This is a genomic window from Streptomyces termitum (genome assembly GCF_014650175.1).
Taxonomy (GTDB): domain Bacteria; phylum Actinomycetota; class Actinomycetes; order Streptomycetales; family Streptomycetaceae; genus Streptomyces; species Streptomyces termitum.
The window spans coordinates 530,809-553,512 of sequence record NZ_BMUL01000001.1; the positions used below are offsets into that span (position 1 = coordinate 530,809).

General features: G+C 75.0%; 15 protein-coding genes. 11 read left to right on the forward strand and 4 right to left on the reverse strand.

What is annotated here, in order from left to right; genetic code table 11:
• Window positions 1-174 precede the first annotated feature (174 nt).
• Window positions 175-2,001, forward strand: a complete 1,827-nt coding sequence (locus IE219_RS02665) for a DUF2264 domain-containing protein (protein WP_189974807.1) — start codon at window positions 175-177, stop codon at window positions 1,999-2,001.
• 25 nt (window positions 2,002-2,026) lie between these two features.
• Here the strand turns inward: IE219_RS02665 and IE219_RS02670 are convergent, their stop codons facing one another.
• Window positions 2,027-2,800, reverse strand: a complete 774-nt coding sequence (locus IE219_RS02670; protein ID WP_189974808.1) for an SDR family NAD(P)-dependent oxidoreductase — start codon at window positions 2,798-2,800, stop codon at window positions 2,027-2,029.
• Window positions 2,801-2,834: 34 nt separating this feature from the next.
• Complete coding sequence (locus IE219_RS02675) at window positions 2,835-3,572, reverse strand: MOSC domain-containing protein (RefSeq protein ID WP_189974809.1); 738 nt, start codon at window positions 3,570-3,572, stop codon at window positions 2,835-2,837.
• A 90-nt stretch (window positions 3,573-3,662) separates the two neighbouring features.
• On the opposite strand from IE219_RS02675, the gene IE219_RS02680 reads away from it, so the two are divergent.
• Window positions 3,663-4,562, forward strand: a complete 900-nt coding sequence (locus tag IE219_RS02680) for a LysR family transcriptional regulator (RefSeq protein ID WP_189974810.1) — start codon at window positions 3,663-3,665, stop codon at window positions 4,560-4,562.
• A gap of 57 nt (window positions 4,563-4,619) precedes the next feature.
• On the opposite strand, the gene IE219_RS02685 is transcribed toward IE219_RS02680, so the two are convergent.
• Window positions 4,620-4,955 carry a WhiB family transcriptional regulator gene (locus IE219_RS02685; protein WP_189974811.1) on the reverse strand — a complete coding sequence of 112 codons (336 nt, stop codon included), beginning with the start codon at window positions 4,953-4,955 and terminating at the stop codon, window positions 4,620-4,622.
• 435 nt (window positions 4,956-5,390) lie between these two features.
• Between IE219_RS02685 and IE219_RS02690 the strand changes: the two genes are divergently transcribed.
• The 4 genes from IE219_RS02690 (at window position 5,391) to IE219_RS02705 (ending at window position 9,721) form a co-directional block, all read left to right on the forward strand.
• On the forward strand, window positions 5,391-6,002 hold the full coding sequence (locus IE219_RS02690; RefSeq protein WP_003948568.1) for a response regulator transcription factor: 612 nt from the start codon (window positions 5,391-5,393) through the stop codon (window positions 6,000-6,002).
• 243 nt (window positions 6,003-6,245) lie between these two features.
• Window positions 6,246-6,848: a sigma-70 family RNA polymerase sigma factor gene (locus IE219_RS02695; RefSeq protein WP_189974812.1), complete on the forward strand. Its 603-nt coding sequence runs from the start codon at window positions 6,246-6,248 to the stop codon at window positions 6,846-6,848.
• Between the two features lie 140 nt (window positions 6,849-6,988).
• Entirely contained in the window at window positions 6,989-8,491 is a 1,503-nt protein-coding gene (guaB, locus tag IE219_RS02700) for an IMP dehydrogenase (RefSeq protein WP_189974813.1), read from the forward strand.
• Window positions 8,492-8,596: 105 nt separating this feature from the next.
• Complete coding sequence (locus IE219_RS02705) at window positions 8,597-9,721, forward strand: GuaB3 family IMP dehydrogenase-related protein (RefSeq protein WP_189974814.1); 1,125 nt, start codon at window positions 8,597-8,599, stop codon at window positions 9,719-9,721.
• A 131-nt stretch (window positions 9,722-9,852) separates the two neighbouring features.
• On the opposite strand, the gene IE219_RS02710 is transcribed toward IE219_RS02705, so the two are convergent.
• On the reverse strand, window positions 9,853-11,094 hold the full coding sequence (locus IE219_RS02710; RefSeq protein WP_189974815.1) for a nucleotide sugar dehydrogenase: 1,242 nt from the start codon (window positions 11,092-11,094) through the stop codon (window positions 9,853-9,855).
• 293 nt (window positions 11,095-11,387) lie between these two features.
• Between IE219_RS02710 and IE219_RS02715 the strand changes: the two genes are divergently transcribed.
• From IE219_RS02715 to IE219_RS02735, 5 genes are all read left to right on the forward strand, one after another.
• Window positions 11,388-13,124 (forward strand): glycerol-3-phosphate dehydrogenase/oxidase, encoded by a 1,737-nt coding sequence (locus tag IE219_RS02715; protein WP_189974816.1) that lies wholly within the window; start codon window positions 11,388-11,390, stop codon window positions 13,122-13,124.
• Between the two features lie 196 nt (window positions 13,125-13,320).
• Window positions 13,321-15,735, forward strand: a complete 2,415-nt coding sequence (locus IE219_RS02720; protein ID WP_189974817.1) for a serine/threonine-protein kinase — start codon at window positions 13,321-13,323, stop codon at window positions 15,733-15,735.
• A 55-nt stretch (window positions 15,736-15,790) separates the two neighbouring features.
• Window positions 15,791-18,997, forward strand: a complete 3,207-nt coding sequence (locus IE219_RS02725) for a serine/threonine kinase C-terminal domain-containing protein (RefSeq protein WP_189974818.1) — start codon at window positions 15,791-15,793, stop codon at window positions 18,995-18,997.
• Between the two features lie 100 nt (window positions 18,998-19,097).
• Complete coding sequence (locus tag IE219_RS02730) at window positions 19,098-20,825, forward strand: serine/threonine-protein kinase (protein WP_189974819.1); 1,728 nt, start codon at window positions 19,098-19,100, stop codon at window positions 20,823-20,825.
• Window positions 20,826-21,033: 208 nt separating this feature from the next.
• Entirely contained in the window at window positions 21,034-22,698 is a 1,665-nt protein-coding gene (locus IE219_RS02735; RefSeq protein WP_189974820.1) for a succinic semialdehyde dehydrogenase, read from the forward strand.
• Window positions 22,699-22,704 lie beyond the last annotated feature (6 nt).

Consider the following 22,704-nt stretch of genomic DNA (forward strand, 5'->3'; position numbering starts at 1 on the left):
TGGTGGTGATGGTGGGTCCCGACCTTAGAGGAAGATGATCGAACGGCGGGAGTTTCGATCATTCGATCCCGAACTCTTGACGTTCGATCGGAGCCTGCCGAGGATCTGGACGACACCGACGCCCGGCGGGCCGCCGGGCCCCACCGACGTCCTCCCGGGAATCCAGGAAGCATCATGCACATGCCGCCCGAGAACCGTCAGCGCAGTGCGCACACCGGCTGGACCCGGGACCACTGGGAGCACGCCGCCGACCGGCTGCTCCTCGCCGTCCGCCCGTACGCCTCCCCCGGCGGCGCCCTGATCGGCCTCCCCGGTCCCCGCCCCAGCTGGTCCGGCCCCCGCTCCGACGGCCTCGAAGGCTTCGCCCGCACCTTCCTGCTCGCCGCCCTCCGCGTCGCCGGGGCCGGCGGCCACGACCCCCACGGCCACCTCGACCGCTACGCCCGGGGGCTCGCCGCAGGCACCGCCCGCCCCGGCGGGGACGGCCCCGACTCCTGGCCCGCGCTCCCCACCACCCGCCAGGCCGTCGTCGAGTCCGCCTCCGTCGCCCTCGCCCTGCGCCTCACCCGCCCCTGGCTCTGGGACCGCCTCGACGCCCCCGTCCGCGAACGGGTCACCGCCTGGCTCCGGCCCGCCCTCGACCCGTCCCCCGTCGACAACAACTGGTGGCTCTTCGGCCTCACCGTCGCCGGCTTCCTCCAGGACGCGGGACCCGGCACCGACCGCGCCGCCGCCACCGTCGACCGCTCCCTCGCCCGGATCGAGGACTGGTGGCTCGGCGACGGCTGGTACAGCGACGGCGCCAACCGCGCCTTCGACCACTACAACGCCTGGGCCCTGCACTTCTACCCGGTCCTCCACGCCCACCTGGCCGGCGACCGCGCCCTCCTCGACCGCTACGGCCCCCGGCTCCGCGCCCACCTCGCCGACCACGTCCACCTCTTCGACGCGAACGGCGCCCCCGTCCCGTACGGACGCTCCCTGATCTACCGCTTCGCCGCGGCCGCCGCCCCCTGGCTCGGCGCCCTCACCGGCCACACCCCGCTCAGCCCCGGCGCCACCCGCCGCCTCGCCTCCGGCACCCTGCGCCACTTCCTCGACCGGGGCGCCACCGACGACCGCGGCCTGCTCACCCTCGGCTGGTACGGCCCCCACCCGCCGCTCGTCCAGCCCTACTCGGGCCCCGGCTCCCCCTACTGGGCCGCCAAGGGCTTCCTCGGCCTGCTCCTCCCGCCCGGCCACCCCGCCTGGACCGACCCCGAGGAACCCCTCCCCGCCGAGCGCGCCGACACCACCCGCCCCCTCGGCCCCACCGGCCTCCTCGTCCAGACCACCGCCGCCGACGGACTCGTCCGCCTCCACAACCACGGCAGCAACCACGTGGAGAGCGGCGGCCCCGGCGGCGACGACCCCGGCTACGCCCGCTTCGCCTACGCCACCCGGACCGGCCCCACCGCCGCCCCCGACCCCGCCGACAACCACTTCGCGCTGCTCCGGCCCGACGGCACCGCCACCCACCGGGGCCCCGCCGAACCCCTCGCCACCGGCCCCGACCGGGCCCTCTCCGCGCACACCCCGCTGCCCGGGGTCCGCGTCGTCTCCGCCGTCCTCGTCCACGGCCGCGCCGAACTCCGCGCCCACCTCGTCCTCGGCGCCCCGGAGGGAACCCCCGTACGGCAGACCGGCTGGACCACCGGACCCGGCGGCCCCGCCTCCCAGCTCCACCCCGTCCACGGCTACGGCTCCGGGGCCGCCGGCCTGCCGACCGGCGCCACCCTCCAGGGGCCGGGCCCCACCCGCACCCCCGCCGTCCACGGCGCGACCACCGGGCCCGCCGCCCTCTTCGTCGCCCTCGCCTCCCTCACCGGCGAACCCGACCCGGCCCCCGCCGCCGGCCTCGCCCGGGTGCGGATCACCGAGGGGCCCGAACTGCACGTCACCTGGTGGGACGGCACCCGCGCGCACCTCGCCCTGCCGCACCCCGGCCCGACCCCGCCGTGACCACCACCGCCCGGGGCCCCGGGGCCTACTCGGGGCCGTACTTGCGGCCCGCCTTCGAGGAGACCCCGCCCAGCAGGCCGCGCGGCGCCAGCTTCACCACGCCCATCAGCGCCTTGTAGCGGGGATCGGGGATCGACAGGGTGCGGCCCCGCGCCAGGTCCGCCAGCGCCGCCGCCACCAGCTTGTCCGCGTCCAGCCACATCCACCCCGGGATGTTGTCCGTGCCCATCCCGGCCCGCTCGTGGAACTCGGTCCGTACGAAACCGGGGCACAGGGCCATCAGCCGCACCCCGCTCCCCGCCAGGTCCCGGGCCGCGCCCTGGGTGAACTGCACGACCCACGCCTTGGAGGCGCCGTACGTGCCGCGCGGCAGGAAGGCCGCCACCGAGGCCACGTTGACCACCCCGCCCCGGCCGCGCTCCCGCATCGCGGCCGACGCCGCCGAGGTCAGCCGGAGCACCGCCTCGCAGTGCACCGTCAGCATCTTCAGCTCGTCGGCCATCGAGACCTCCAGGAACCGCCCCCGGTTGCCGAAGCCCGCGTTGTTCACCAGCAGGTCCACCGGCCGGCGCGGGTCGGAGAGCCGCGCCTCGACGGCCGCGATCCCCTCCTCCCCGGAGAGGTCCGCGGCGAGCACCTCGGCCTCCACCCCGTGCCGGTCGTGCAGCTCGGTGGCCTGCTCCCGCAGGCGCTTCAGGTCCCGGGCCACGAGGACGACGTCGTGGCCGTCGGCGGCCAGCCGGCGGGCGAAGGCGGCCCCGATGCCGGCGGTGGCTCCCGTGATCAGTGCAGTGGTCATACCGGAACCGTAGTGCCCGCCCGCCGCCGCCAGGTCAGTCCCCCGAGGACGTCTCCCGACCCTCCCCGCCGCGTTCACCGGCGTCCTCCCCGGTGTGCTTCTCGGCGTGCCGCCGGGCCAGCGCCAGCAGCCCGGACTCCATCCACGCGGCGGCCACCAGCGTCCGCGGCAGCAGCTCCCGCTCGGTGGTCGCGGCCCGGTGCAGGAGGGCCACCGTGACGTCGTGGTCGGGCCGGCTCAGCACCTCCACCGGATCGCCCGCCCGCACCTCGCCCGGTTCGATCACCCGCAGCAGCGCGCCCGGACCGGCCTGCGCCCGCGTGAACCGCCGCACCCAGCCCTGGGCGTCGACGCCCCGCTCGGCCAGATGGCCCTGGAAGGTGCGGCACGGGATCCGGCCGCCGGTCACTTCGAGCACCACCGTGCCGCCGATCCGCCAGCGCTCGCCGATCAGCGCCCCGTTCACGTCCAGACCGCTCGTCGTCAGGTTCTCGCCGAACGCGCCGTTCGGCAGCGGCCCGCCCAGCTCGCGCTCCCAGCGGTCCAGGTCCTCCCGGGCGAAGGCGTACACCGCCCGGTCGGCGCCGCCGTGGAAACGCAGGTCGCACACGGTGTCCCCGGCGACGCCGCTGGCCCCCACCCCGTTCGGCCCGGGGGTCTCGATCCGGACCGGTCCGTCGACGGGCCGCTTGTCGATGCCCGTCATCCCCGAGGCCGCGTCGGTGTAGTCGACGCGCTTCGCCCGGCCCACGTTCACACTCAGCAAGGTCATGGGGGCAGCGTAGGACGCCCACCACCCCTTCACCTCAAAGAATTGTTCGAAGATTCGCGGTCGGCTCCAAGAGTCGCTTATGCTCGCCTCATGATCGAGGCACGCCACCTCCGCGTCCTGCGCGCCGTCGCCGCCACCGGCTCCTTCTCCGCCGCCGCGCGCGAACTCGGCTGCACCCAGCCCGCCGTGAGCCAGCAGATGAAGGCCCTGGAGGCCTCCGCCGGCACCCCGCTGCTGGTCCGCACCGGCCGCGAGACGCGCCTCACCCAGGCCGGCGAGGTCCTCGTCCGGCACGCCGCGGGCATCCTCGCCGGGCTCACCGCCGCCGAGGAGGAGGTCGCCGCCATCGCCGGGCTCCGGGCCGGCCGGGTCCGCCTGGTCTCCTTCCCCAGCGGCAGCTCCACCCTCGTCCCCACCGCCCTCGCCGCCCTGCGCGCCGCCCACCCCGGCACCCGCGTCTCCCTGGTCGAGGCCGAACCGCCGCGCTCGGTGGAGATGCTCCGCGACGGCGACTGCGACGTGGCCCTCGCCTTCCGGTACGGGGCGGGCCACACCGCCGCCGAATGGGACGACCTGGTCGTCCGCCCGCTCCTCGCCGACCGGCTGGTCGGCCTGGTCCCGGAGGGGCACCGGCTCGCCGACGCGGGCTCGGTCGAGATCGCCGAACTGGCCGGGGAGTCCTGGATCGCGGGCTGTCCGCGCTGCCGCCGCCAACTCGTCGACGTCTGCGAGGAGGCGGGCTTCGTCCCGCGCATCGACTTCGCCACCGACGACTACCCGGCGGTGGTGGGCCTGGTCGGCGCGGGCCTGGGCGTGGCCGTCCTGCCGGAGCTGGCCATCGAGTCCGTACGGCCCAAGGGGGCGCGGACGGTGACGGTGGAGCCCGCCGTGGAGCGGGAGATCGTGGCCCTCACCCTGCCGGACCTGGCGCAGGTCCCGACGGTCGCGGCCACCCTCGACGAGCTGTCCCGGGCCGCCACGCGCGCGTAGGGCGCGGTGCGCGCCACGCGCGCGTGCGGCCGCGAGGGACGCAGGGGAAACGTTCCTTCAGGCGCGCCCCGCAACCGGCCGTCCGGCTGTCGCCGGGGCCGCGGTGATCAGGCGGTTGCGCGCGCGTCCCATGAGTTCTTCGCGTTCGTCCTCGGTGAGGCCGCCCCAGACGCCGTACGGCTCCCGTACGGCGAGTGCGTGTGCCGCGCACTCCGCGCGGACGGGGCACCGCATGCAGACCTCTTTCGCCGAGTTCTCACGCGCACTCCGTGCCGCGCCGCGCTCTCCCTCGGGGTGGAAGAACAGGGAGCTGTCGACCCCGCGGCAGGCCGCGAGCAGCTGCCAGTCCCACAGATCGGCGTTGGGTCCGGGAAGGCGGGAGAAATCTGCCATTGCGCTAGTCCCCTTGAAACCGTGTCGAAACGGGTTGGTGGGTGGGCGGAAGGTGGCTGTCTGTCCGGGGCTCCTGCCCCCGGGAGGTGGGGATATCCACAGCTACTGTCGAAGTAGATGTAAATATGACTCATTGCGAATCTAGCCACAGACACCGCGAAAAGGGAAGGAAGCCATCTAAATGGGGCATAGGTTCTGAGAGCGGACGTATGACCCTCGTCGCTCTCCTCCGTGCCCGGACCCTCACGTGGAGTGCCGAAGTCCGCGTCCGACCCGTAACTCTTTCGAGTGACCGTCGTTGAGAGTGCGGAGGCGGTTGAATGAAGAAGCGATCGGGCAGGTGTCCGGGAGCGTCAACCGCACAGGTGACGATACGTACCAGCCCTGGAGGCTCAAGGTGACGCGCAACAGCTGCGAGAGCCGCGGAGGTCAGTCATGACGTCCGTCCTCGTCTGCGACGACTCCCCACTCGCCCGAGAGGCGCTGCGCCGCGCGGTCGCGACCGTGCCCGGCGTAGAGCGCGTGACCACCGCGGCCAACGGCGAGGAAGTCCTCCGCCGCTGGGGCGCGGACCGCTCGGACCTCATCCTGATGGATGTGCGCATGCCCGGTCTCGGTGGTGTGGAAACCGTCCGCAGGCTGCTCTCCGCCGATCCCGGCGCCCGGATCATCATGCTGACGGTCGCCGAGGACCTCGACGGGGTCGCGCTCGCGGTCGCCGCCGGTGCCCGCGGCTACCTGCACAAGGACGCCTCGCGCGCCGAACTGCGGGCGACCGTCACCCAGGCGCTCGCCGACCCGACCTGGCGGCTCGCCCCCCGCCGGCTCCGCTCGGCCGAGATGGGCGCCGCGCCCACCCTGACCGCCCGCGAGATCCAGGTCCTCGAAGGCATGAGCCACGGCCGGTCCAACGCGGAGATCGGGCGCGAGCTCTTCCTCTCCGAGGACACGGTCAAGACCCACGCCCGGCGCCTCTTCAAGAAGCTCGGAGCCTCGGACCGGGCGCACGCCGTCGCGCTCGGTTTCCGCTGGGGCCTGGTCCGCTGAATCGCAGGCCACCGGCCGTCTCCCCGTCCGCATCCCCGTCCGCCGAGGGGCGGACGGGGCGGGCCTGTGTCACTTCCCCGCCCGATGACGCATCCTTGAGGGGTGGAGTTCCTCGGGGACGAGTCGATCGAGCGGAAGGGGAGGGCGCCAGAGATGAATCCCGGCGCACCTGCTCATAACGCTTCGGTGCACAACTACGGACGCGGTGGCACCGACAAGCGCGCGTCAGGGCACCATGGAGCGATGCGCGACGACGAGAACATGGGTTCACCCATGCCCGCCGGGCAGGGGGAGATCGGTGCGCTCGTCCACCGTGCCGTCGAAGGGGACGCGCAGGCCACCCACGACCTGCTGGCGCGCGTCCACCCCCTCGCGCTGCGCTACTGCCGCACCCGGCTCAGCCGGCTGCCCGGTGACGCCCGCCACTTCGTCGAGGACCTCGCCCAGGAGGTCTGCGTCGCCGTCCTGATGGCCCTCCCGCGCTACAAGGACACCGGCCGCCCCTTCGAGGCGTTCGTCTTCGCCATCGCCGGACACAAGGTCGCCGACCTCCAGCGGGCCGCCATGCGCCACCCCGGCTCCACCGCCGTGCCCTCCGACGAGATGCCCGAGCGGCCCGACGACTCCCTCGGGCCCGAGGAGCGCGCCCTCCTCAGCGACGACGCCGAATGGGCCAAGAAGCTCCTCGCCAACCTCCCGGAGAACCAGCGCGAGCTGCTCGTCCTCCGGGTCGCCGTCGGCCTCACCGCCGAGGAGACCGGTCAGATGCTCGGGATGTCCCCGGGCGCCGTCCGGGTCGCCCAGCACCGGGCCCTCAGCCGACTGCGGGCCCTGGCCGAGCAGTGAGCCCCGCCGGGCCCCGCCGTCCCTTTCGTACACGTACGAAGGTCCAAAGCTTCCCGCTGATCTTGATCGTGGAATGAGACACCGCTCCGGCCCGTTAGCATGGACATCCCGCACCGATCAAGGCCATTTGGGAAGGTGTCATGACTGCCAACGTCGACGGAGTGCCCGGAAAATTCGCGACACTCGGGCTGACCTACGACGACGTGCTGCTGCTGCCCGGCGCGTCCGACATGGCGCCCGACCAGATCGACACCGCCTCGTACATCTCGAAGAACGTGCGGGTGAACATCCCGCTGCTCTCCGCCGCGATGGACAAGGTCACCGAGTCGCGCATGGCGATCGCCATGGCCCGACAGGGCGGTGTCGGTGTTCTGCACCGCAACCTCTCCATCGCCGATCAGGCGAACCAGGCCGACCTGGTGAAGCGCTCCGAGTCCGGCATGGTGACCGACCCGATCACCGTCCACCCGGACGCCACGCTCGCCGAGGCCGACGCGATCTGCGCCAAGTTCCGCATCAGCGGCGTCCCGGTGACCGACCCGGCGGGCAAGCTCCTCGGCATCGTCACCAACCGCGACATGGCCTTCGAGTCGGACCGCAGCCGCCAGGTGCGCGAGGTCATGACCCCCATGCCGCTCGTCACCGGTCACGTCGGCATCTCCGGCGTGGATGCCATGGGCCTGCTGCGCCGCCACAAGATCGAGAAGCTTCCGCTGGTCGACGAGGCGGGCGTCCTCAAGGGCCTCATCACGGTCAAGGACTTCGTCAAGGCCGAGAAGTACCCGAACGCCGCCAAGGACAAGGAAGGCCGCCTGCTCGTCGGCGCGGCCGTCGGCGTCGCCGGCGACTCCTTCGAGCGAGCCCAGGCCCTCATCGAGGCCGGTGTCGACTTCATCGTCGTCGACACCGCGCACGGCCACTCCCGGCTGGTCGGCGACATGATCGCCAAGATCAAGTCGAACTCCTCGGTGGACGTCATCGGCGGCAACGTCGCCACCCGCGACGGCGCCCAGGCGCTCGTCGACGCCGGTGCCGACGGCATCAAGGTCGGCGTCGGCCCCGGCTCCATCTGCACCACCCGCGTGGTCGCCGGCGTCGGCGTCCCGCAGGTCACCGCCATCTACGAGGCCGCCCTCGCCGCCAAGGCGGCCGGCGTCCCGGTCATCGGCGACGGCGGCCTGCAGTACTCCGGCGACATCGCCAAGGCGCTCGTCGCGGGCGCCGACACGGTGATGCTCGGCTCGCTGCTCGCGGGCTGCGAGGAGTCCCCGGGCGAACTGCTCTTCATCAACGGCAAGCAGTTCAAGTCGTACCGCGGCATGGGCTCGCTGGGCGCCATGCAGACCCGCGGCGACCGCAAGTCCTTCTCCAAGGACCGCTACTTCCAGGAGGCCGTCGCCTCCGACGACGCGCTGATCCCCGAGGGCATCGAGGGCCAGGTGCCGTACCGCGGCCCGCTCGCCTCCGTGGTCCACCAGCTGGTCGGCGGCCTGCGCCAGTCGATGTTCTACGTCGGCGGCCGGACCGTTCCGGAGCTCCAGGAGAACGGCCGCTTCGTCCGGATCACCTCGGCGGGCCTCAAGGAGAGCCACCCGCACGACATCCAGATGACGGTCGAGGCGCCGAACTACAGCAGGAAGTAGTCCGCACGCGGGTGAGGGGCGGTTCCGGCATGCGGCCGGAGCCGCCCCTCGCGCGCGTGTCGGGGATACTGGTAGGCGCAGACGTAGAGGGAAAGGCCACACATCGTGACTGAGATCGAGATCGGGCGCGGCAAGCGCGGCCGCAGGGCGTACGCGTTCGACGACATCGCCGTCGTACCGAGCCGGCGCACCCGGGACCCGAAGGAGGTCTCGATCGCCTGGCAGATCGACGCCTACCGCTTCGAGCTGCCCTTCCTGGCCGCTCCCATGGACTCGGTCGTCTCCCCGCAGACCGCCATCCGCATCGGCGAGATGGGCGGCCTCGGGGTGCTCAACCTCGAAGGACTGTGGACCCGCTACGAGGACCCGCAGCCGCTGCTCGACGAGATCGCGGAGCTGGACGAGGCCGCCGCCACCCGCCGTCTGCAGGAGATCTACGCCGCCCCGATCAAGGAGGAGCTGATCGGGCAGCGCATCAAGGAGGTCCGCGACTCCGGCGTCGTCACCGCCGCCGCGCTCTCCCCGCAGCGCACCGCCCAGTTCTCCAAGGCCGTCGTCGACGCGGGCGTGGACATCTTCGTGATCCGCGGCACCACGGTCTCCGCCGAGCACGTCTCCGGCGCCTCCGAGCCGCTCAACCTCAAGCAGTTCATCTACGAGCTGGACGTCCCGGTCATCGTCGGCGGCTGCGCCACGTACACCGCCGCCCTGCACCTGATGCGGACCGGCGCCGCGGGCGTCCTGGTCGGCTTCGGCGGCGGCGCCGCGCACACCACCCGCAACGTGCTGGGCATCCAGGTCCCGATGGCGACCGCCGTCGCCGACGTGGCCGCGGCCCGCCGCGACTACATGGACGAGTCCGGCGGCCGGTACGTGCACGTCATCGCCGACGGCGGCGTGGGCTGGTCCGGCGACCTCCCGAAGGCCATCGCCTGCGGCGCCGACGCGGTCATGATCGGCTCCCCGCTGGCGCGCGGCACCGACGCGCCGGGCAAGGGCCACCACTGGGGCATGGAGGCCGTCCACGAGGACGTGCCGCGCGGCAAGCTGGTCGACCTGGGCATCGTCGGCACCACCGAGGAGATCCTCACCGGCCCGTCGCACACCCCGGACGGCTCGATGAACTTCTTCGGCGCCCTGCGCCGCGCCATGGCCACCACCGGCTACAGCGAGCTCAAGGAGTTCCAGCGCGTCGAGGTCACCGTCGCGGACGCCCAGCACAGCCGCTGACACCGTCCCGTACGTACGCGCGTGGGGCCCCGCACCGACCGGTGCGGGGCCCCACGCGCGTACGGGTGTCCGGCGTCGGCGGTCGGGGCGGCTCCGGCCGGGAGCCGGGGTCCACGCGCGCGTACGGGCGTCTAGAGGCGGTGGGCGCTGCCCGCCGGGGTGGCGCCTCGGGTGTCGAGGAGGAGCTGGGCCTTCACCGCCAGGCCCTGGAGGTCGTAGACGCGGTGGTGCTGGAGGAGGACGGTCAGGTCGGCGTGGGCGGCGGCCTCGTAGAGGGAGTCCGCGCGCGGGACGGGCTGCTCGCGCACCCGCCAGTCGGGGACGTACGGGTCGTGGAAGCTGACGGCCGCGCCGAGGTCCATCAGGCGGTGGGCGATCTCGTCGGCGGGGGAGCCCTCGCGGTCGGCGAGGTCCGGCTTGTAGGTGATGCCGAGGAGGAGGATCCGGGCGCCCCGGGCGGACTTGCCGTGCTCGTTGAGGAGGGCGGCGGCGCGCCGGACGACGTACCGGGGCATCCGCTGGTTGACCTCGCCGGCGAGTTCGACCAGGCGGAGCGGGCGGTGGGCGCCGAGGCGCTCGACGGGGACGGCGTGGCCGCCGACGCCGGGGCCGGGGCGGAACGCCTGGAAGCCGAAGGGCTTGGTCTCGGCGCAGCGGATGACGTCCCAGAGGTCCACGCCGAGCTCGTGGCAGAGCATCGCCATCTCGTTGACGAGGGCGATGTTGACGTGCCGGAAGTTGGTCTCCAGGAGCTTGACCGTCTCGGCCTCCCGGGGCCCGCGCGCGCGGACCACCTTGTCGGTGAAGCGGCCGTAGAAGGCGGCGGCGGACTCGGTGCAGGCGGGCGTGAGGCCGCCGATGACCTTCGGGGTGGCGGCGGGGCCGTGCAGGCGGTTGCCGGGGTCCAGGCGGCCGGGGGAGTAGGCCAGGTGGAAGTCGCGGCCGGCGCGCAGCCCGGAGCCGGCCTCCAGGAGCTCGCGGAGCGGGCCCTCGGTGGTGCCGGGCGGGACGGGGGACTCCAGGAGGACGGTGGTGTGCGGGCGCAGCCGGGCGGCCAGCGCGCGGGCGGCGCCGGTGACGGCGGTGAGGTCGAGGGCGCCGTCGGGGCCGAGGGGGGTGGGGGAGCAGAGGACGGCGGTGCGGACCCGGCCCAGCTCGACCGGGCTGGTGGTGGCCCGGAAGCCGCCGGCGAGCATCCGGCGGACCTCGGGGGCGCTGAGGGAGCCGTCGACCGGGGAGCGGCCGGCGGCGAGTTCGGCGACCGGGCGCGGATCGGTGTCGAAGCCGACGGTGGCGATGCCCGCGGCGGTGGCGGCCTGGGCGAGGGGGAGGCCGTGGTGGCCGAGGCCGATGACGGCGAGGTCTGCGGGCATGGGGGGGTGGGCCGTCCTTCCCGGTAGCCGTGATCCGCTGCGTACGCAACAGGGGGCAATGTCAGACTAGGAGTAAATATGACCGTTCTGTGGCATTGGGTGGTCGAAGGTCGCCGAGTGTTATCCACAGGTCCGGGCGGGGGCGGTGGCCGAAGCCGCCGGGCCGGTCCAGAATCGGGACGGAGAGCCGGACCGCCCCGCGGTCCGGTCCCCCGCTGGACGGACACGAGGACGTGCGCACACCCGCGACACGAGGTGCGGGCGCGCGCACGGGACGACGGGAGGCGGCAGCCGTGAGGACAGCGACACTGGGACCCGCCGAGCGCGCCGAGGCGCTCGCGGCCATGGCCGGGCGCGAGCTGGACGTGCTCGTGGTGGGCGGCGGGGTGGTCGGCGCCGGCACCGCCCTCGACGCCGTCACCCGAGGACTCTCCACCGGCATCGTCGAGGCCCGCGACTGGGCCTCCGGCACCTCCAGCCGCTCCAGCAAGCTCATCCACGGCGGCCTGCGCTACCTGGAGATGCTCGACTTCGCCCTGGTCCGCGAGGCCCTCAAGGAGCGCGGCCTGCTCCTGGAGCGGCTCGCCCCCCACCTGGTGAAGCCGGTCCCCTTCCTCTACCCCCTCCGGCACAAGGGCTGGGAGCGGTTCTACGCGGGCTCCGGCGTCGCCCTGTACGACGCCATGTCCGTCTCCTCCGGCCACGGCCGGGGCCTGCCCGCCCACCGCCACCTCAGCCGCCGGGGCGCCCTCCGCGTCGCCCCCTGCCTCCGCAAGGACGCCCTGGTCGGCGCCCTCCAGTACTACGACGCCCGGATGGACGACGCCCGCTTCGTCCTCACCCTCGTCCGCACCGCCGCCTCCTACGGCGCCCGCGCCGCCAGCCGGGCCCGCGTCACCGGCTTCCTCCGCGAGGGCGAGCGGGTCGTCGGCGCCCGCGTCCAGGACGTCGAGACCGGCGGCGAGTACGTGATCCGCGCCAAGCAGGTCGTCAACGCCACCGGCGTCTGGACCGACGACACCCAGGCCCTCATCGGCGAGCGCGGCCAGTTCCACGTCCGCGCCTCCAAGGGCATCCACCTCGTCGTCCCCAAGGACCGGATCCACTCCACCACCGGCCTCATCCTGCGCACCGAGAAGTCCGTCCTCTTCGTCATCCCCTGGGGACGGCACTGGATCGTCGGCACCACCGACACCGACTGGGACCTCGACAAGGCCCATCCGGCCGCCTCCAGCGCCGACATCGACTACCTCCTCGAACACGTCAACACGGTCCTCGCCACCCCCCTCTCCCGGGACGACGTCCAGGGCGTCTACGCCGGCCTGCGCCCGCTCCTCGCCGGGGAGTCCGACGCCACCAGCAAGCTCTCCCGCGAGCACACCGTCGCCCACCCCGTGCCCGGCCTGGTCGTCGTCGCGGGCGGCAAGTACACGACGTACCGGGTGATGGCGAAGGACGCCGTCGACGAGGCCGTCCACGGCCTCGGGCCCGGGGTGTCCCCTGCGCGAAGTGCTTGGGGAGGTGTCGCCCCCTGCGTCACCGAGGACACCCCGCTCCTCGGCGCCGAGGGCTACCGCGCGCTGTGGAACGCGCGGGCCGGGATCGCCGCCCGCGCCGGCCTGCACGTCGCCCGCGTCGAGCACCTCCTCGACCGGTACGGCTCGGCGGTCGAGGAGGTCCTCGCCCTCGTCGCCGAGGACCCCTCCCTCGGCGAACCCCTCGCCGCCGCCGACGACTACCTGCGCGCCGAGGTCGTCTACGCCGCCTCCCACGAGGGCGCCCGCCACCTCGACGACGTCCTCACCCGCCGCACCCGGATCTCCATCGAGACCTTCGACCGGGGCACCCGCAGCGCCCGCGAGTGCGCCGAGCTGATGGCGCCCGTCCTCGGCTGGGACGAGCGCCAGGTCGAGAAGGAGGTCGAGCACTACGAGAAGCGGGTGGAGGCGGAGCGCGAGTCGCAGCGGCAGCCCGACGACCTCACGGCGGACGCCGCCCGGCTCGGTGCGCCCGACATCGTCCCGATCTGACGGGTCCGCCGCCTGACGGCACGTCCGGGACGGGAGGGAACCCGGGGGCGGTGGTGGCGCGTCGTCATACCGGAGTGCGGACCCGGGGGCGCCGCCCGCCGCGAGGTGAGGGACAATGGCGTCTCTTCCAGGGCGGGTTGCCGCAGCGCGTGAGGCGCGGGGCCGCGGCGGAGACCAGGGATCGCAGAGGGGACGCATGTCGGAGTCGGAGCAGTCGCGGGACACGGCGAAGGACCCCCGGCGGGACGCCGCCGCGGGGGCCGCGACCGACGGCGGGCGGGGGACGGTTCCGGCCGCGCGCGAGGCCGGGAAGGCCGCGGAGCGGACGGCGGAGCCGGCCCCCGCGAAGCCGGACGCGACCCCGCCCGCGGGCACGGGCGCCGGTACGGACGAGAGCACGGGCGCCGGTACGGGCGCGGGCGCCGGTGCGGAGACGGGCACGGACCCGCGCGCCGCGGCGGCCGGGGACGCGCGGCCCGCCGCCGCGCCGTCCAGGACGCCCGCCGCGCCGTCCACGTCACCCGCCGGACCGGAGAAGTCACCCGCCGCGTCGGAGAAGTCCGCCGCACAGGGGAAGTCCGCCGGGCCGGAGAAGGCGTCCGGGGCGCGCGTGCCCGGGACCGAGCCGTCCACCGGCCGGGCCGGGTTCGGCGCGGGCGACGGGGACGGCGAGAGCGCCCGGCCCGCCGCGCCCGCCGACCGCCTCCGCAAGAGCGGCACCGCCGAGACCGAGGGCCGGCTCCTCGCCGGCCGCTACCGCCTCGGCGCCCTCCTGGGCCGCGGCGGCATGGGCACCGTCTGGCGCGCCGTCGACGAGACCCTCGGCCGCACCGTCGCCGTCAAGGAACTCCGCTTCCCCAGCAGCATCGACGACGACGAGAAGCGCCGCCTCATCACCCGGACCCTGCGCGAGGCCAAGGCCATCGCCAAGATCCGCAACAACGGCGCCGTGACCGTCTACGACGTCGTCGACGAGGACGACCGCCCGTGGATCGTCATGGAGCTGATCGAGGGCAAGTCCCTCGCCGACGCCGTGCGCGAGGACGGCGTCCTCACCCCGCACCGCGCCGCCGAGGTCGGCCTCGCCATCCTCGACGTGCTGCGCTCCGCGCACCGCGAGGGCATCCTGCACCGCGACGTGAAGCCGTCCAACGTGCTCATCTCCGACGACGGCCGCGTCGTCCTCACCGACTTCGGCATCGCCCAGGTCGAGGGCGACCCGTCGATCACCTCCACCGGCATGCTCGTCGGCGCCCCCTCCTACATCTCGCCCGAGCGCGCCCGCGGCCACAAGCCCGGCCCCGCCGCCGACATGTGGTCCCTGGGCGGCCTGCTCTACGCGGCGGTCGAGGGCAGCCCGCCGTACGACAAGGGCTCCGCCATCGCGACCCTCACCGCCGTGATGACCGAGCCGGTCGACCCGCCGAAGAACGCGGGCCCCGAGCTGGAGAAGGTCATCTACGGCCTGCTCGCCAAGGACCCGGCGCAGCGCCTCGACGACGCCGGCGCCCGGGTGCTGCTGCGCGCGGTGCTCGACGCCCCCGCGCCCGCGCCGCAGCCCTCGCCCGAGGAGACCAGGGTCATCCCCCTGCCGTCGCTGCCCGAGCGCGCCCCCGCGACCCCGGCCGCCACCCCGGAGAAGGCCCCCGAGGCCGCCGCCGAGCGGATGCGGGGCGCCCTCGCCTCCGTACGGAACGCGGCGAAGGCCGACGGGAAGGACCGGGGCGGCGAGCGGGACGGCAAGGAGCGGCCGGCCCGCCCGGTGCCGCCGCCGGCCGGCGCCCGGCCCGCGCCCGCCCGTGCCCCGCTCACCGACGTGGTGCCCCGGCGCACCCTGGTGATCATCGCGGCGGTCGCGGTCCTCGCCGTGCTCGGCACCATCCTCGCCGTCTCCCTGGGCGGCGGCGACGAGAAGGACAAGGGCGACCAGGGCAAGGGCGACGGCACCAGCGTCTCGGCCGGCGCCACCGGCGGCTCCGGCACCGGGGCGAGCGGCGGCGCGTCGAGCGACCCCGGCCAGCAGGGCGGCACCCGGCCCGGCGAGAACCCCACGCCCGGCGGGTCCGGCGCGACCGGCTCCACCGGCCCCGACGGCACGACCGGGTCCACCGGCGCCACGCCGACCGGCGGCCCGAGCGGCGGCACGGCCGCCCTCCCGGCCGGCTACACCCTGGTCACCAACGACCGCTTCCACTTCTCGATGGCCCTGCCGGCCTCCTTCCGCATGCGCCCCATAGACGGGTACAGCGGCGGCGCCATATGGAGCGAGAGCGGCGGCTTCCCGCGCGTCCAGGTCGACTTCAACGGCAGCCCGAAGGACGACGCCAAGGCCGCCTGGCTCGCCGCCCTCGGCGGCGTCAAGCTGACCAGCAGCGGCTACAAGCACATCGACATCCGCTCCGTCTCCTACAAGGGCTACCCGACCGTCGCCGACTGGGAGTTCGAGCGGAACCAGAAGGGCCAGCGGGTCCACGTCCTCAACCGGGGCTTCAAGGTGGACGCCGGGCACGGCTACTCGATCATGGTCAGCTGCAAGGCCGACGAGTGGGACGGGCCGGAGTGCCGGACGCTGCGGGAGACGGCGTTCGCCACGTTCAGCCCCAAGGACTGACCGAGGCCCCGTATCGTGAGGTGCGGGGCAGGACCGACGCGCAGGGGGAGGCGCCGTGGACGCGTACGCGGGAAGGGTGCTCGCGGACCGCTACCGTCTGCCGCTGCCGCCCGACGGCCCCGCCGCCGAGGCCGAGGCGGCCGAGACCCGGGCCTTCGACACGTACAGCGGGCAGGAGGTGAGGGTCCGCCAGGTCCCGCTGCCCGAGTTCGTCGACGCCGAGGTCCTCGACGGCGGGCCCGCCCCCGCCGGTCCCTACGGGGGCGGTTCCGGGGCCACCCGCCGGCCGGCCGAGCCGGTGGTCCGCCGGGCCGTCGAGGCGGCCCAGGCCGCCGCCCAGGTCCCCGACCACCCGTTACTCGACCAGGTCTTCGACGTCTTCGCGGAGGCCGGCTCGCTCTGGATAGTCAGCGAGCACGTCCCCGCCCGCCCGCTCTCCGCGCTCCTCGCCGAGGGCCCGCTCAACCCCTTCCGCGCCGCCGAGATAGCCGCGGACGTCCTCACCGCCCTGCGCGCGCTGCACGCCCACGGCTGGGTCCACCGCAACATCACCGCCCGCACGGTCCTCGTCTGCGACGACGGCCGCGTCCTCCTCACCGGTCTCGCCGCCGGCGCCGCCGAGGAGGCCCTCTGCGGCTACGACCCCGTCCCCGACCCGGACGACCCCGCCCTCCACCCCGGGGAGGACCCCTACGCCCCCGGCGCCGGGACGTACGACCCCGGCTACGAGGAGGTCTACGAGGCGGAGTACGCCCCTGACGACGCCGACGCCGACGCCGACGCCGCCGCTGCCGACGCCGCCGCCGTCGAGGAGGAGCCCGGCCCGCCCCGGGACCCGGACGACGCCGAGGTGTACGAGCCGGAGGCGTACGAGCCCGGCGCGTACGAGGACGGCGCCCACGGGGCCGGGGCGTACGTTTCCCCGGAGGAGTACGGCTCCGAGCCGTACGGGGCCGGACCGCGCGAGGTCCCGCCCCCCGCCGGCCCCGGGCCCGCCCCCCTGCCCGGCCCCGCGTCCGGACCCGCCCACGACCCGGGGTCCGGCCCCGCGTACGACTCCGGCCCCGCGTACGACTCCGGGTTCGAGCCGGAGTCCGGGCCCGAGCCGGCGCCCGGGGCCGTCACCGGGCCGGAGCCCGTCCCGTACGGGGTCGATCCCTACGGCCGGGCGGCGCCCGTGCCGCGCCCCGCCGCCCCGCCGGAGGCCCCCGCCGTGCCGCCCAGCGCGGACGCGCGCGCGGCCAGGGCCGGGGCCATCGCCGCCTACCGCGCGGCCACCCGCGCGGCCGCGGCCCGGCGGGGCGAGCCCGCCGGACTCCCGGCCCCGGCCCAGCCGGAGCAGGAGGCCCGGCCGGAGCAGGAGGCCCAGCCGGAGCCCGCGCCCGAGCCCCCCGCGCTTCCGTCCCCGCCTCCGGCCGCCACGCGGCCAGGACCCGCGCCGCAGTGGTGGGCGCGGGCGGCCGACGACGAGGACGAGGGGGACGACGAGGAGGAGGGCCCGCGCCCGCCCCGGGTGCTGCTCAAGGGCTCCTGGAGCGACGGCCCGCACGCCTCCCGGGACGGCTCGCCGCCCGTCTCCGCGGGCGGCGGCCCGGCCCTGCCCGCGCTGCCCGCCGGTTACACGGCCGCCCCGGCGCCCGTCCCCGCGCCGGCCGCCCCCGAGCGGTACGGGCCGGCGGGCGAGCGGTACCGGGGGCCCACGACCCGGCTCGCCGCCGAGCGGGCCCGGCAGACCCGGATCGCGGTCGTCGGCGCCGTCACCGAGCGCTGGGCCCCCGAACAGGCCGGTCCCGTCCACGAGAACTGGCGGCTCGCCCCGCCCATCGGCCCCGCCACCGACCTCTGGGCGCTCGGCGCCCTGCTCTACCGGGCCGTCCAGGGCCACGCCCCCTACCCCGAGGACAGCGCCGCCGAACTGGTCCAGCTCGTCTGCGCCGAACCCCCGGCCTTCGCCGAGGAGTGCGGACCGCTGCGCCCGGTGGTGGAGTCGCTGCTCCGCCAGGACCCCACCGAGCGCCCGGACTTCGAGGAGCTGCGCGGCTGGCTGCGCTCGCTGGTCCGCTCCGCGCCGGAGCCGGAGCCGGACGTGGTGGCCCCGCCGTCGGTGTTCGACGCGAAGCGGCTGCCGATCCTGCGCCGCCGGGGCGAGCTGGTGCGCCGCCGGCGCGGCGCCCGGCACCGCCACCGGCGAGGCAAGGAGGACCGCCGCGCACCGGCCGCCTCCCCCCTCCCGCCCGAGGACCACGAACCGACCGAGCGATTCCCGCCGTACGAAGCCGGGGAGTCGTACGAGACCCGGGAACCGTACGAGACCGGGGAGCCGTACGGGCCCCGGGAGCCGCAGGGGCCCCGCGAGCCGTACGCGTCCCCGGAGGCGTACGCGCCGCAAGAGCCGTACGCGCCCGAGGAGTCGTACGAGCGGGCGCACGAGGAGCGCGAGCCGTACGAGCGGCGCGCGGCCCGCGAGGCGTACGAGGAGCCCGTCGGGTCCGGCCGCCGTTACGACTACGCCGAGGACGACGGCGAGCCGGAGCCGCCGCGCCGCCCGGCGGCCCCGCGCTCCCGCGGCCGGATCCTGGTGCCGCTCGTCCTCCTGCTGCTCGGCGGCGGCGTCGCGTACGCCGTCGTCGGACTGCCCGGCGACGGGGAGGAGCCCGCCGGCGCCCGCCCGAGCGCGACCGCGCCGGAGAAGCCCGCCGGGACCCCGTCCGCCGGCCCGGCCACGGACGCGCCGCCCCCGGCCGAGCCCGGCACCACCCCGCCGTCGTCCCCGGCGAAGCCCCCGGCCCCCTCCGCGGGACCCGCCCTCGCCGCCGGGTACGCGCTGCGCCAGGACCCGGAGGGGTTCCGGATCGGCGTCCCGGCCGACTGGCGCCGCAGCCCCCTCAACGGCTCCGGGCAAGTCCGCTACGGCGCGGGCGACTTCTCGATGATCGTCGTCCCGGGCCGGGACCGCGTCCAGGACAACGGCTCCGACCCGCTGGAGTACCAGAACTCCCGGGAGCGCGAGCTGGAGCCCTACCGGCAGTCCTCGTGGGCCCGTCAGGAGAAGGCCCGCCGGGTGGACATCGGCCGCACGCCCACCGCCGAGGGCCACTACGTCTGGTACGACGGCACCGGCCGCGAGGTCTTCGTCCGCAACCTCGCCCTCATCGACGGGGGCCGCTACTACGTCGTCCAGGTGATCGGCCCGGAGAACGAGCGGGACAAGGTGTCGGAGATCTACGACCAGGCGGTGAAGGGCTTCCGCCCCGGCCGCTGAACCCGCTTCCGGTCACAGTGGTGTTCCTTTGCGACCCCCGAGGTTCCGTGGGCCGTGCCCTCCTCCGTAACCTTGCACCGGAAGCGACGGGCGGGGGCAAGTGGAACACTCTCAGAGCACAGGGCCGGGGCTGCTGCTCGCCGGGCGGTACCGGCTGGGCGAGTCGATCGGGCGCGGCGGCATGGGCAAGGTGTGGCGCGCGCACGACGAGGTGCTGCACCGCGTGGTGGCGGTGAAGGAACTGACGGCGGGTCGGTTCGTCGCCGAGGCGGACCGGCTGGTGCTCCACGCGCGCACCCAGAAGGAGGCGCGGGCCGCCGCGAGGATCACCCACCCCGGCGTGGTCACCGTTCACGACGTGCTCGAACACGACGACCGCCCCTGGATCGTCATGCAGTACGTCGACGGGCCCTCGCTCGCCGACGCGGTCAAGGAGGCCGGGACGGTCGAGCCCCGCGAGGCGGCCCGGGTCGGGCTGCACGTCGTCGGCGCGCTGCGCGCCGCGCACGCGGCCGGGGTGCTGCACCGGGACGTCAAGCCGGGCAACGTGCTGCTCGCCCGCGACGGCCGGGTCCTCATCACCGACTTCGGCATCGCGGCCATCGAGGGCGACTCCACGATCACCCGCACGGGCGAACTGGTCGGCTCCATCGACTACCTGGCGCCCGAGCGGGTCAAGGGCGCCGACCCGGGCCCCGCCTCCGACCTGTGGTCCCTCGGCGCCACCCTGTACACGGCGGTCGAGGGCACCTCGCCGTTCCGCCGCACCTCCCCGATCAGCACCATGCAGGCGGTCGTCGGCGAGGAGCCGCCGTACCCGGCGAACGCGGGTCCGCTGGCCCCGGTCATCGTCGCGCTGCTGAGCAAGGAGCCGGAGCGGCGGCCGCAGGCCGACGAGGCCGAGCGGATGCTGCTGGAGGCGATGGAGGGGCGCAGCCCCCAGACGGCGCAGGCGTACGTGCCGACGCAGCGGTTCGACCGGCGGGAGGCCCTGGAGGAGGGCACCGCCGTCGCCCCGGTGCCGGCGGCCGTCCCCGCCACCGCCCCGACCGCGTCCCCGGCCCCGGCGCCTGTGCCGGTCCCGGCGCCCGTCCCCATCCCGGTCCCGGAACCGGGACCGTCGCCCACCCTCGCCTCCGCCGCCGGGCCCGTCGCGCCGGTCCAGGGGAAGGGCCGCTGGCGGACCGCCGTCCTCACCGCCGTCCTCGCCGCCGTCGTCGCGGGCGGGGCCGTCTTCGCGGTGATGGAGTACGGCAACGGCCGGGGCGGCACCGACCCCGACCCCCGCCCGACCACCGCCGCCCCGGCCCCCGAGCCGACCGGCACCGGCACCACCGGCACCACCGGTCCCGACCGGGGCGTGGCGCCGGGCGACGCGCCGGAGGGCTGGCACCGGGTGGACGACCCGGAGGGCTTCAGCCTCGCCGTCCCGGACGGCTGGAAGCGGCAGAAGGACGGCGACCAGATCGACTACACCCCGGACAACGGCCGCCACCGCATCCGGATCAGCATCGACCGCAGCCCCGACTTCGAGAACCCCTACGTGCACGCCCTGGACCTGGAGAAGACCCTTCAGAACCGGATGGACTACGAGCGGGTGCTGCTCAACCAGAACACCTACCGCGACCAGGTGAAGTCCGCGATATGGGAGTTCACCTGGACCGAGAAGCAGAGCTTCCCCGGGCCCCGGCACGCGATCGACCAGCTCTACTACGGCGACGACGGCACCGAGTACGCGATCTACATGTCCGCGCCGGAGGAGAGCTGGGAGGCGACCCGGGAGCAGTTCGACGTGGTCCTCCAGCACTGGCGCGTGCCCGGCGAGTGACACCGGCCCCGCCCGCCCCCGGGGACGGCGTTCCCGGGGGCGGCACCGCCGGGAAAGCGCCGGAAAAATCTCCGTCGCGGGCCCCCGACAGCCGTAAGCCGCTGATCAGGACTTATGCGCCAGCGATCACTGGCGCGATGTGCGCGGGTGGTGAAAACGCGTTACCGGCGGGTACCCAAAGGCCGGAACGACGCCTACCCTCGGCTCCATGACGGACTCGCAGGCCCCCGCCGCCCCCACGGTTCCCGCCGACGCCGCGCCGGCGGCCCGCCCCGCCGCCCCGGCCGGCGCGACCAACCCGGTCGCCCCCGCCCCGGCCGGCGCCCGGACCGCCGCCGACGTCGTGACCCCCGAGCTGGTCGCCCGGCTCACCCGGGGCGTCATCGGCTCCGGCCGGACCGCCAACCACACCCCCTTCACCGGGGAGAAGCTGGCGGACCTGCCCGAGGCCACGCCCGAGGAGGTCGCCGAGGCGTTCGACCGCGCCCGCGCCGCGCAGGCCGCCTGGGCCGCCACCTCCGTCCGCGAGCGCGCCGGCGTCCTGCTCCGCTTCCACGACCTGGTCCTCGCCCGCCAGGCCGAGGTCCTCGACCTCATCCAGCTGGAGACCGGCAAGGCCCGGCTGCACGCCCACGAGGAGGTCCTCGCGGTCGCCGTCGCCGCCCGCCACTACGGCCGCCGGGCCTCCTCGTACCTGCGCCCCAAGCGCCACACCGGCGTCGTCCCGACCCTCACCAAGGTCACCGAACTGCGCCAGCCGCGCGGCGTCGTCGGCCAGATCGCCCCCTGGAACTACCCCCTCGAACTCTCCGTCGGCGACGCCCTGCCCGCCTTCGTCGCGGGCAACGCGCTGGTGATGAAGCCCGACACCGAGACCGCGCTCACCGCGCTGTGGGCCCGCGACCTGCTCATCGAGGCCGGGCTGCCCGCCGAGGTCTTCCAGGTCGTCCTCGGCGAGGGCCCGGTCGTCGGCCCCGAGGTGGTCCGGCACGCCGACTACGTCTCCTTCACCGGCTCCACCCGCACCGGCCGCGAGGTCGCCCAGGGCGCCGCCGCCCGCCTGGTCGGCGTCTCCCTCGAACTCGGCGGCAAGAACGCCATGCTGGTCCTGAAGGACGCCGACGTGGAGAAGGCCGCCGCCGGAGCCGTCCGCGCCTGCTTCTCCTCCGCCGGACAGCTCTGCATCTCCATCGAGCGGCTGTACGTGCACGAGTCGATCGCGGACGCCTTCGTCGAGCGCTTCGCCGCCCGCACCCGGGCCATGCGGCTCGGCACCTCCCTCGCGTACGGCGCCGACATGGGCTCCCTCGTCGGCGAGCGCCAGCTGGAGACCGTCACCCGGCACGTCGAGGAGGCCGTCGCCAAGGGCGCCAAGCTGGTCGCCGGGGGCGTCGCCCGCCCCGACATCGGCCCGCTGTTCTACGAGCCGACCATCCTCGACGGCGTCGAGGCCCCGATGACCGTCTGCGCCGAGGAGACCTTCGGCCCGGTCGTCTCGGTCTACCGCTTCGCCGACGAGGACGAGGCGGTCGCCCGCGCCAACGCCACCCCGTACGGCCTCAACGCCTCCGTCTGGACCACCGACTCCCGCCGGGGCCACGCCGTCGCCGCCCGCCTGCGCACCGGCACCGTCAACATCAACGAGGGGTACGCCCCCGCGTACGGCAGCGTGCGCGCCCCGATGGGCGGCATGAAGGACTCCGGACTCGGCCGCCGCCACGGCTCCGAGGGCATCCTCAAGTACACCGAGGCCCAGACCGTCGCCCAGCAGCGCCTGATGCCGCTCGCGCCGTCCTTCGGGATGGACGACGAGAAGTACGCGGCGCTGATGAGCCTGTCCCTGAAGGCGCTGAAGGCGTTCCGCCTGAGCTGACGCCCG

Excerpts from the sequence above, each read along its gene's own strand:
- IE219_RS02665 (WP_189974807.1), top strand. The coding sequence starts at position 175 with ATGCACATGCCGCCCGAGAACCGTCAGCGCAGTGCGCACACCGGCTGG.
- IE219_RS02710 (WP_189974815.1), bottom strand. The coding sequence starts at position 11,094 with ATGCCCGCAGACCTCGCCGTCATCGGCCTCGGCCACCACGGCCTCCCC.
- IE219_RS02695 (WP_189974812.1), top strand. The coding sequence starts at position 6,246 with ATGCGCGACGACGAGAACATGGGTTCACCCATGCCCGCCGGGCAGGGG.
- IE219_RS02685 (WP_189974811.1), bottom strand. The coding sequence starts at position 4,955 with ATGGCAGATTTCTCCCGCCTTCCCGGACCCAACGCCGATCTGTGGGAC.
- IE219_RS02680 (WP_189974810.1), top strand. The coding sequence starts at position 3,663 with ATGATCGAGGCACGCCACCTCCGCGTCCTGCGCGCCGTCGCCGCCACC.
- IE219_RS02670 (WP_189974808.1), bottom strand. The coding sequence starts at position 2,800 with ATGACCACTGCACTGATCACGGGAGCCACCGCCGGCATCGGGGCCGCC.
- IE219_RS02720 (WP_189974817.1), top strand. The coding sequence starts at position 13,321 with ATGTCGGAGTCGGAGCAGTCGCGGGACACGGCGAAGGACCCCCGGCGG.
- IE219_RS02735 (WP_189974820.1), top strand. The coding sequence starts at position 21,034 with ATGACGGACTCGCAGGCCCCCGCCGCCCCCACGGTTCCCGCCGACGCC.
- guaB (WP_189974813.1), top strand. The coding sequence starts at position 6,989 with ATGACTGCCAACGTCGACGGAGTGCCCGGAAAATTCGCGACACTCGGG.
- IE219_RS02675 (WP_189974809.1), bottom strand. The coding sequence starts at position 3,572 with ATGACCTTGCTGAGTGTGAACGTGGGCCGGGCGAAGCGCGTCGACTAC.
- IE219_RS02690 (WP_003948568.1), top strand. The coding sequence starts at position 5,391 with ATGACGTCCGTCCTCGTCTGCGACGACTCCCCACTCGCCCGAGAGGCG.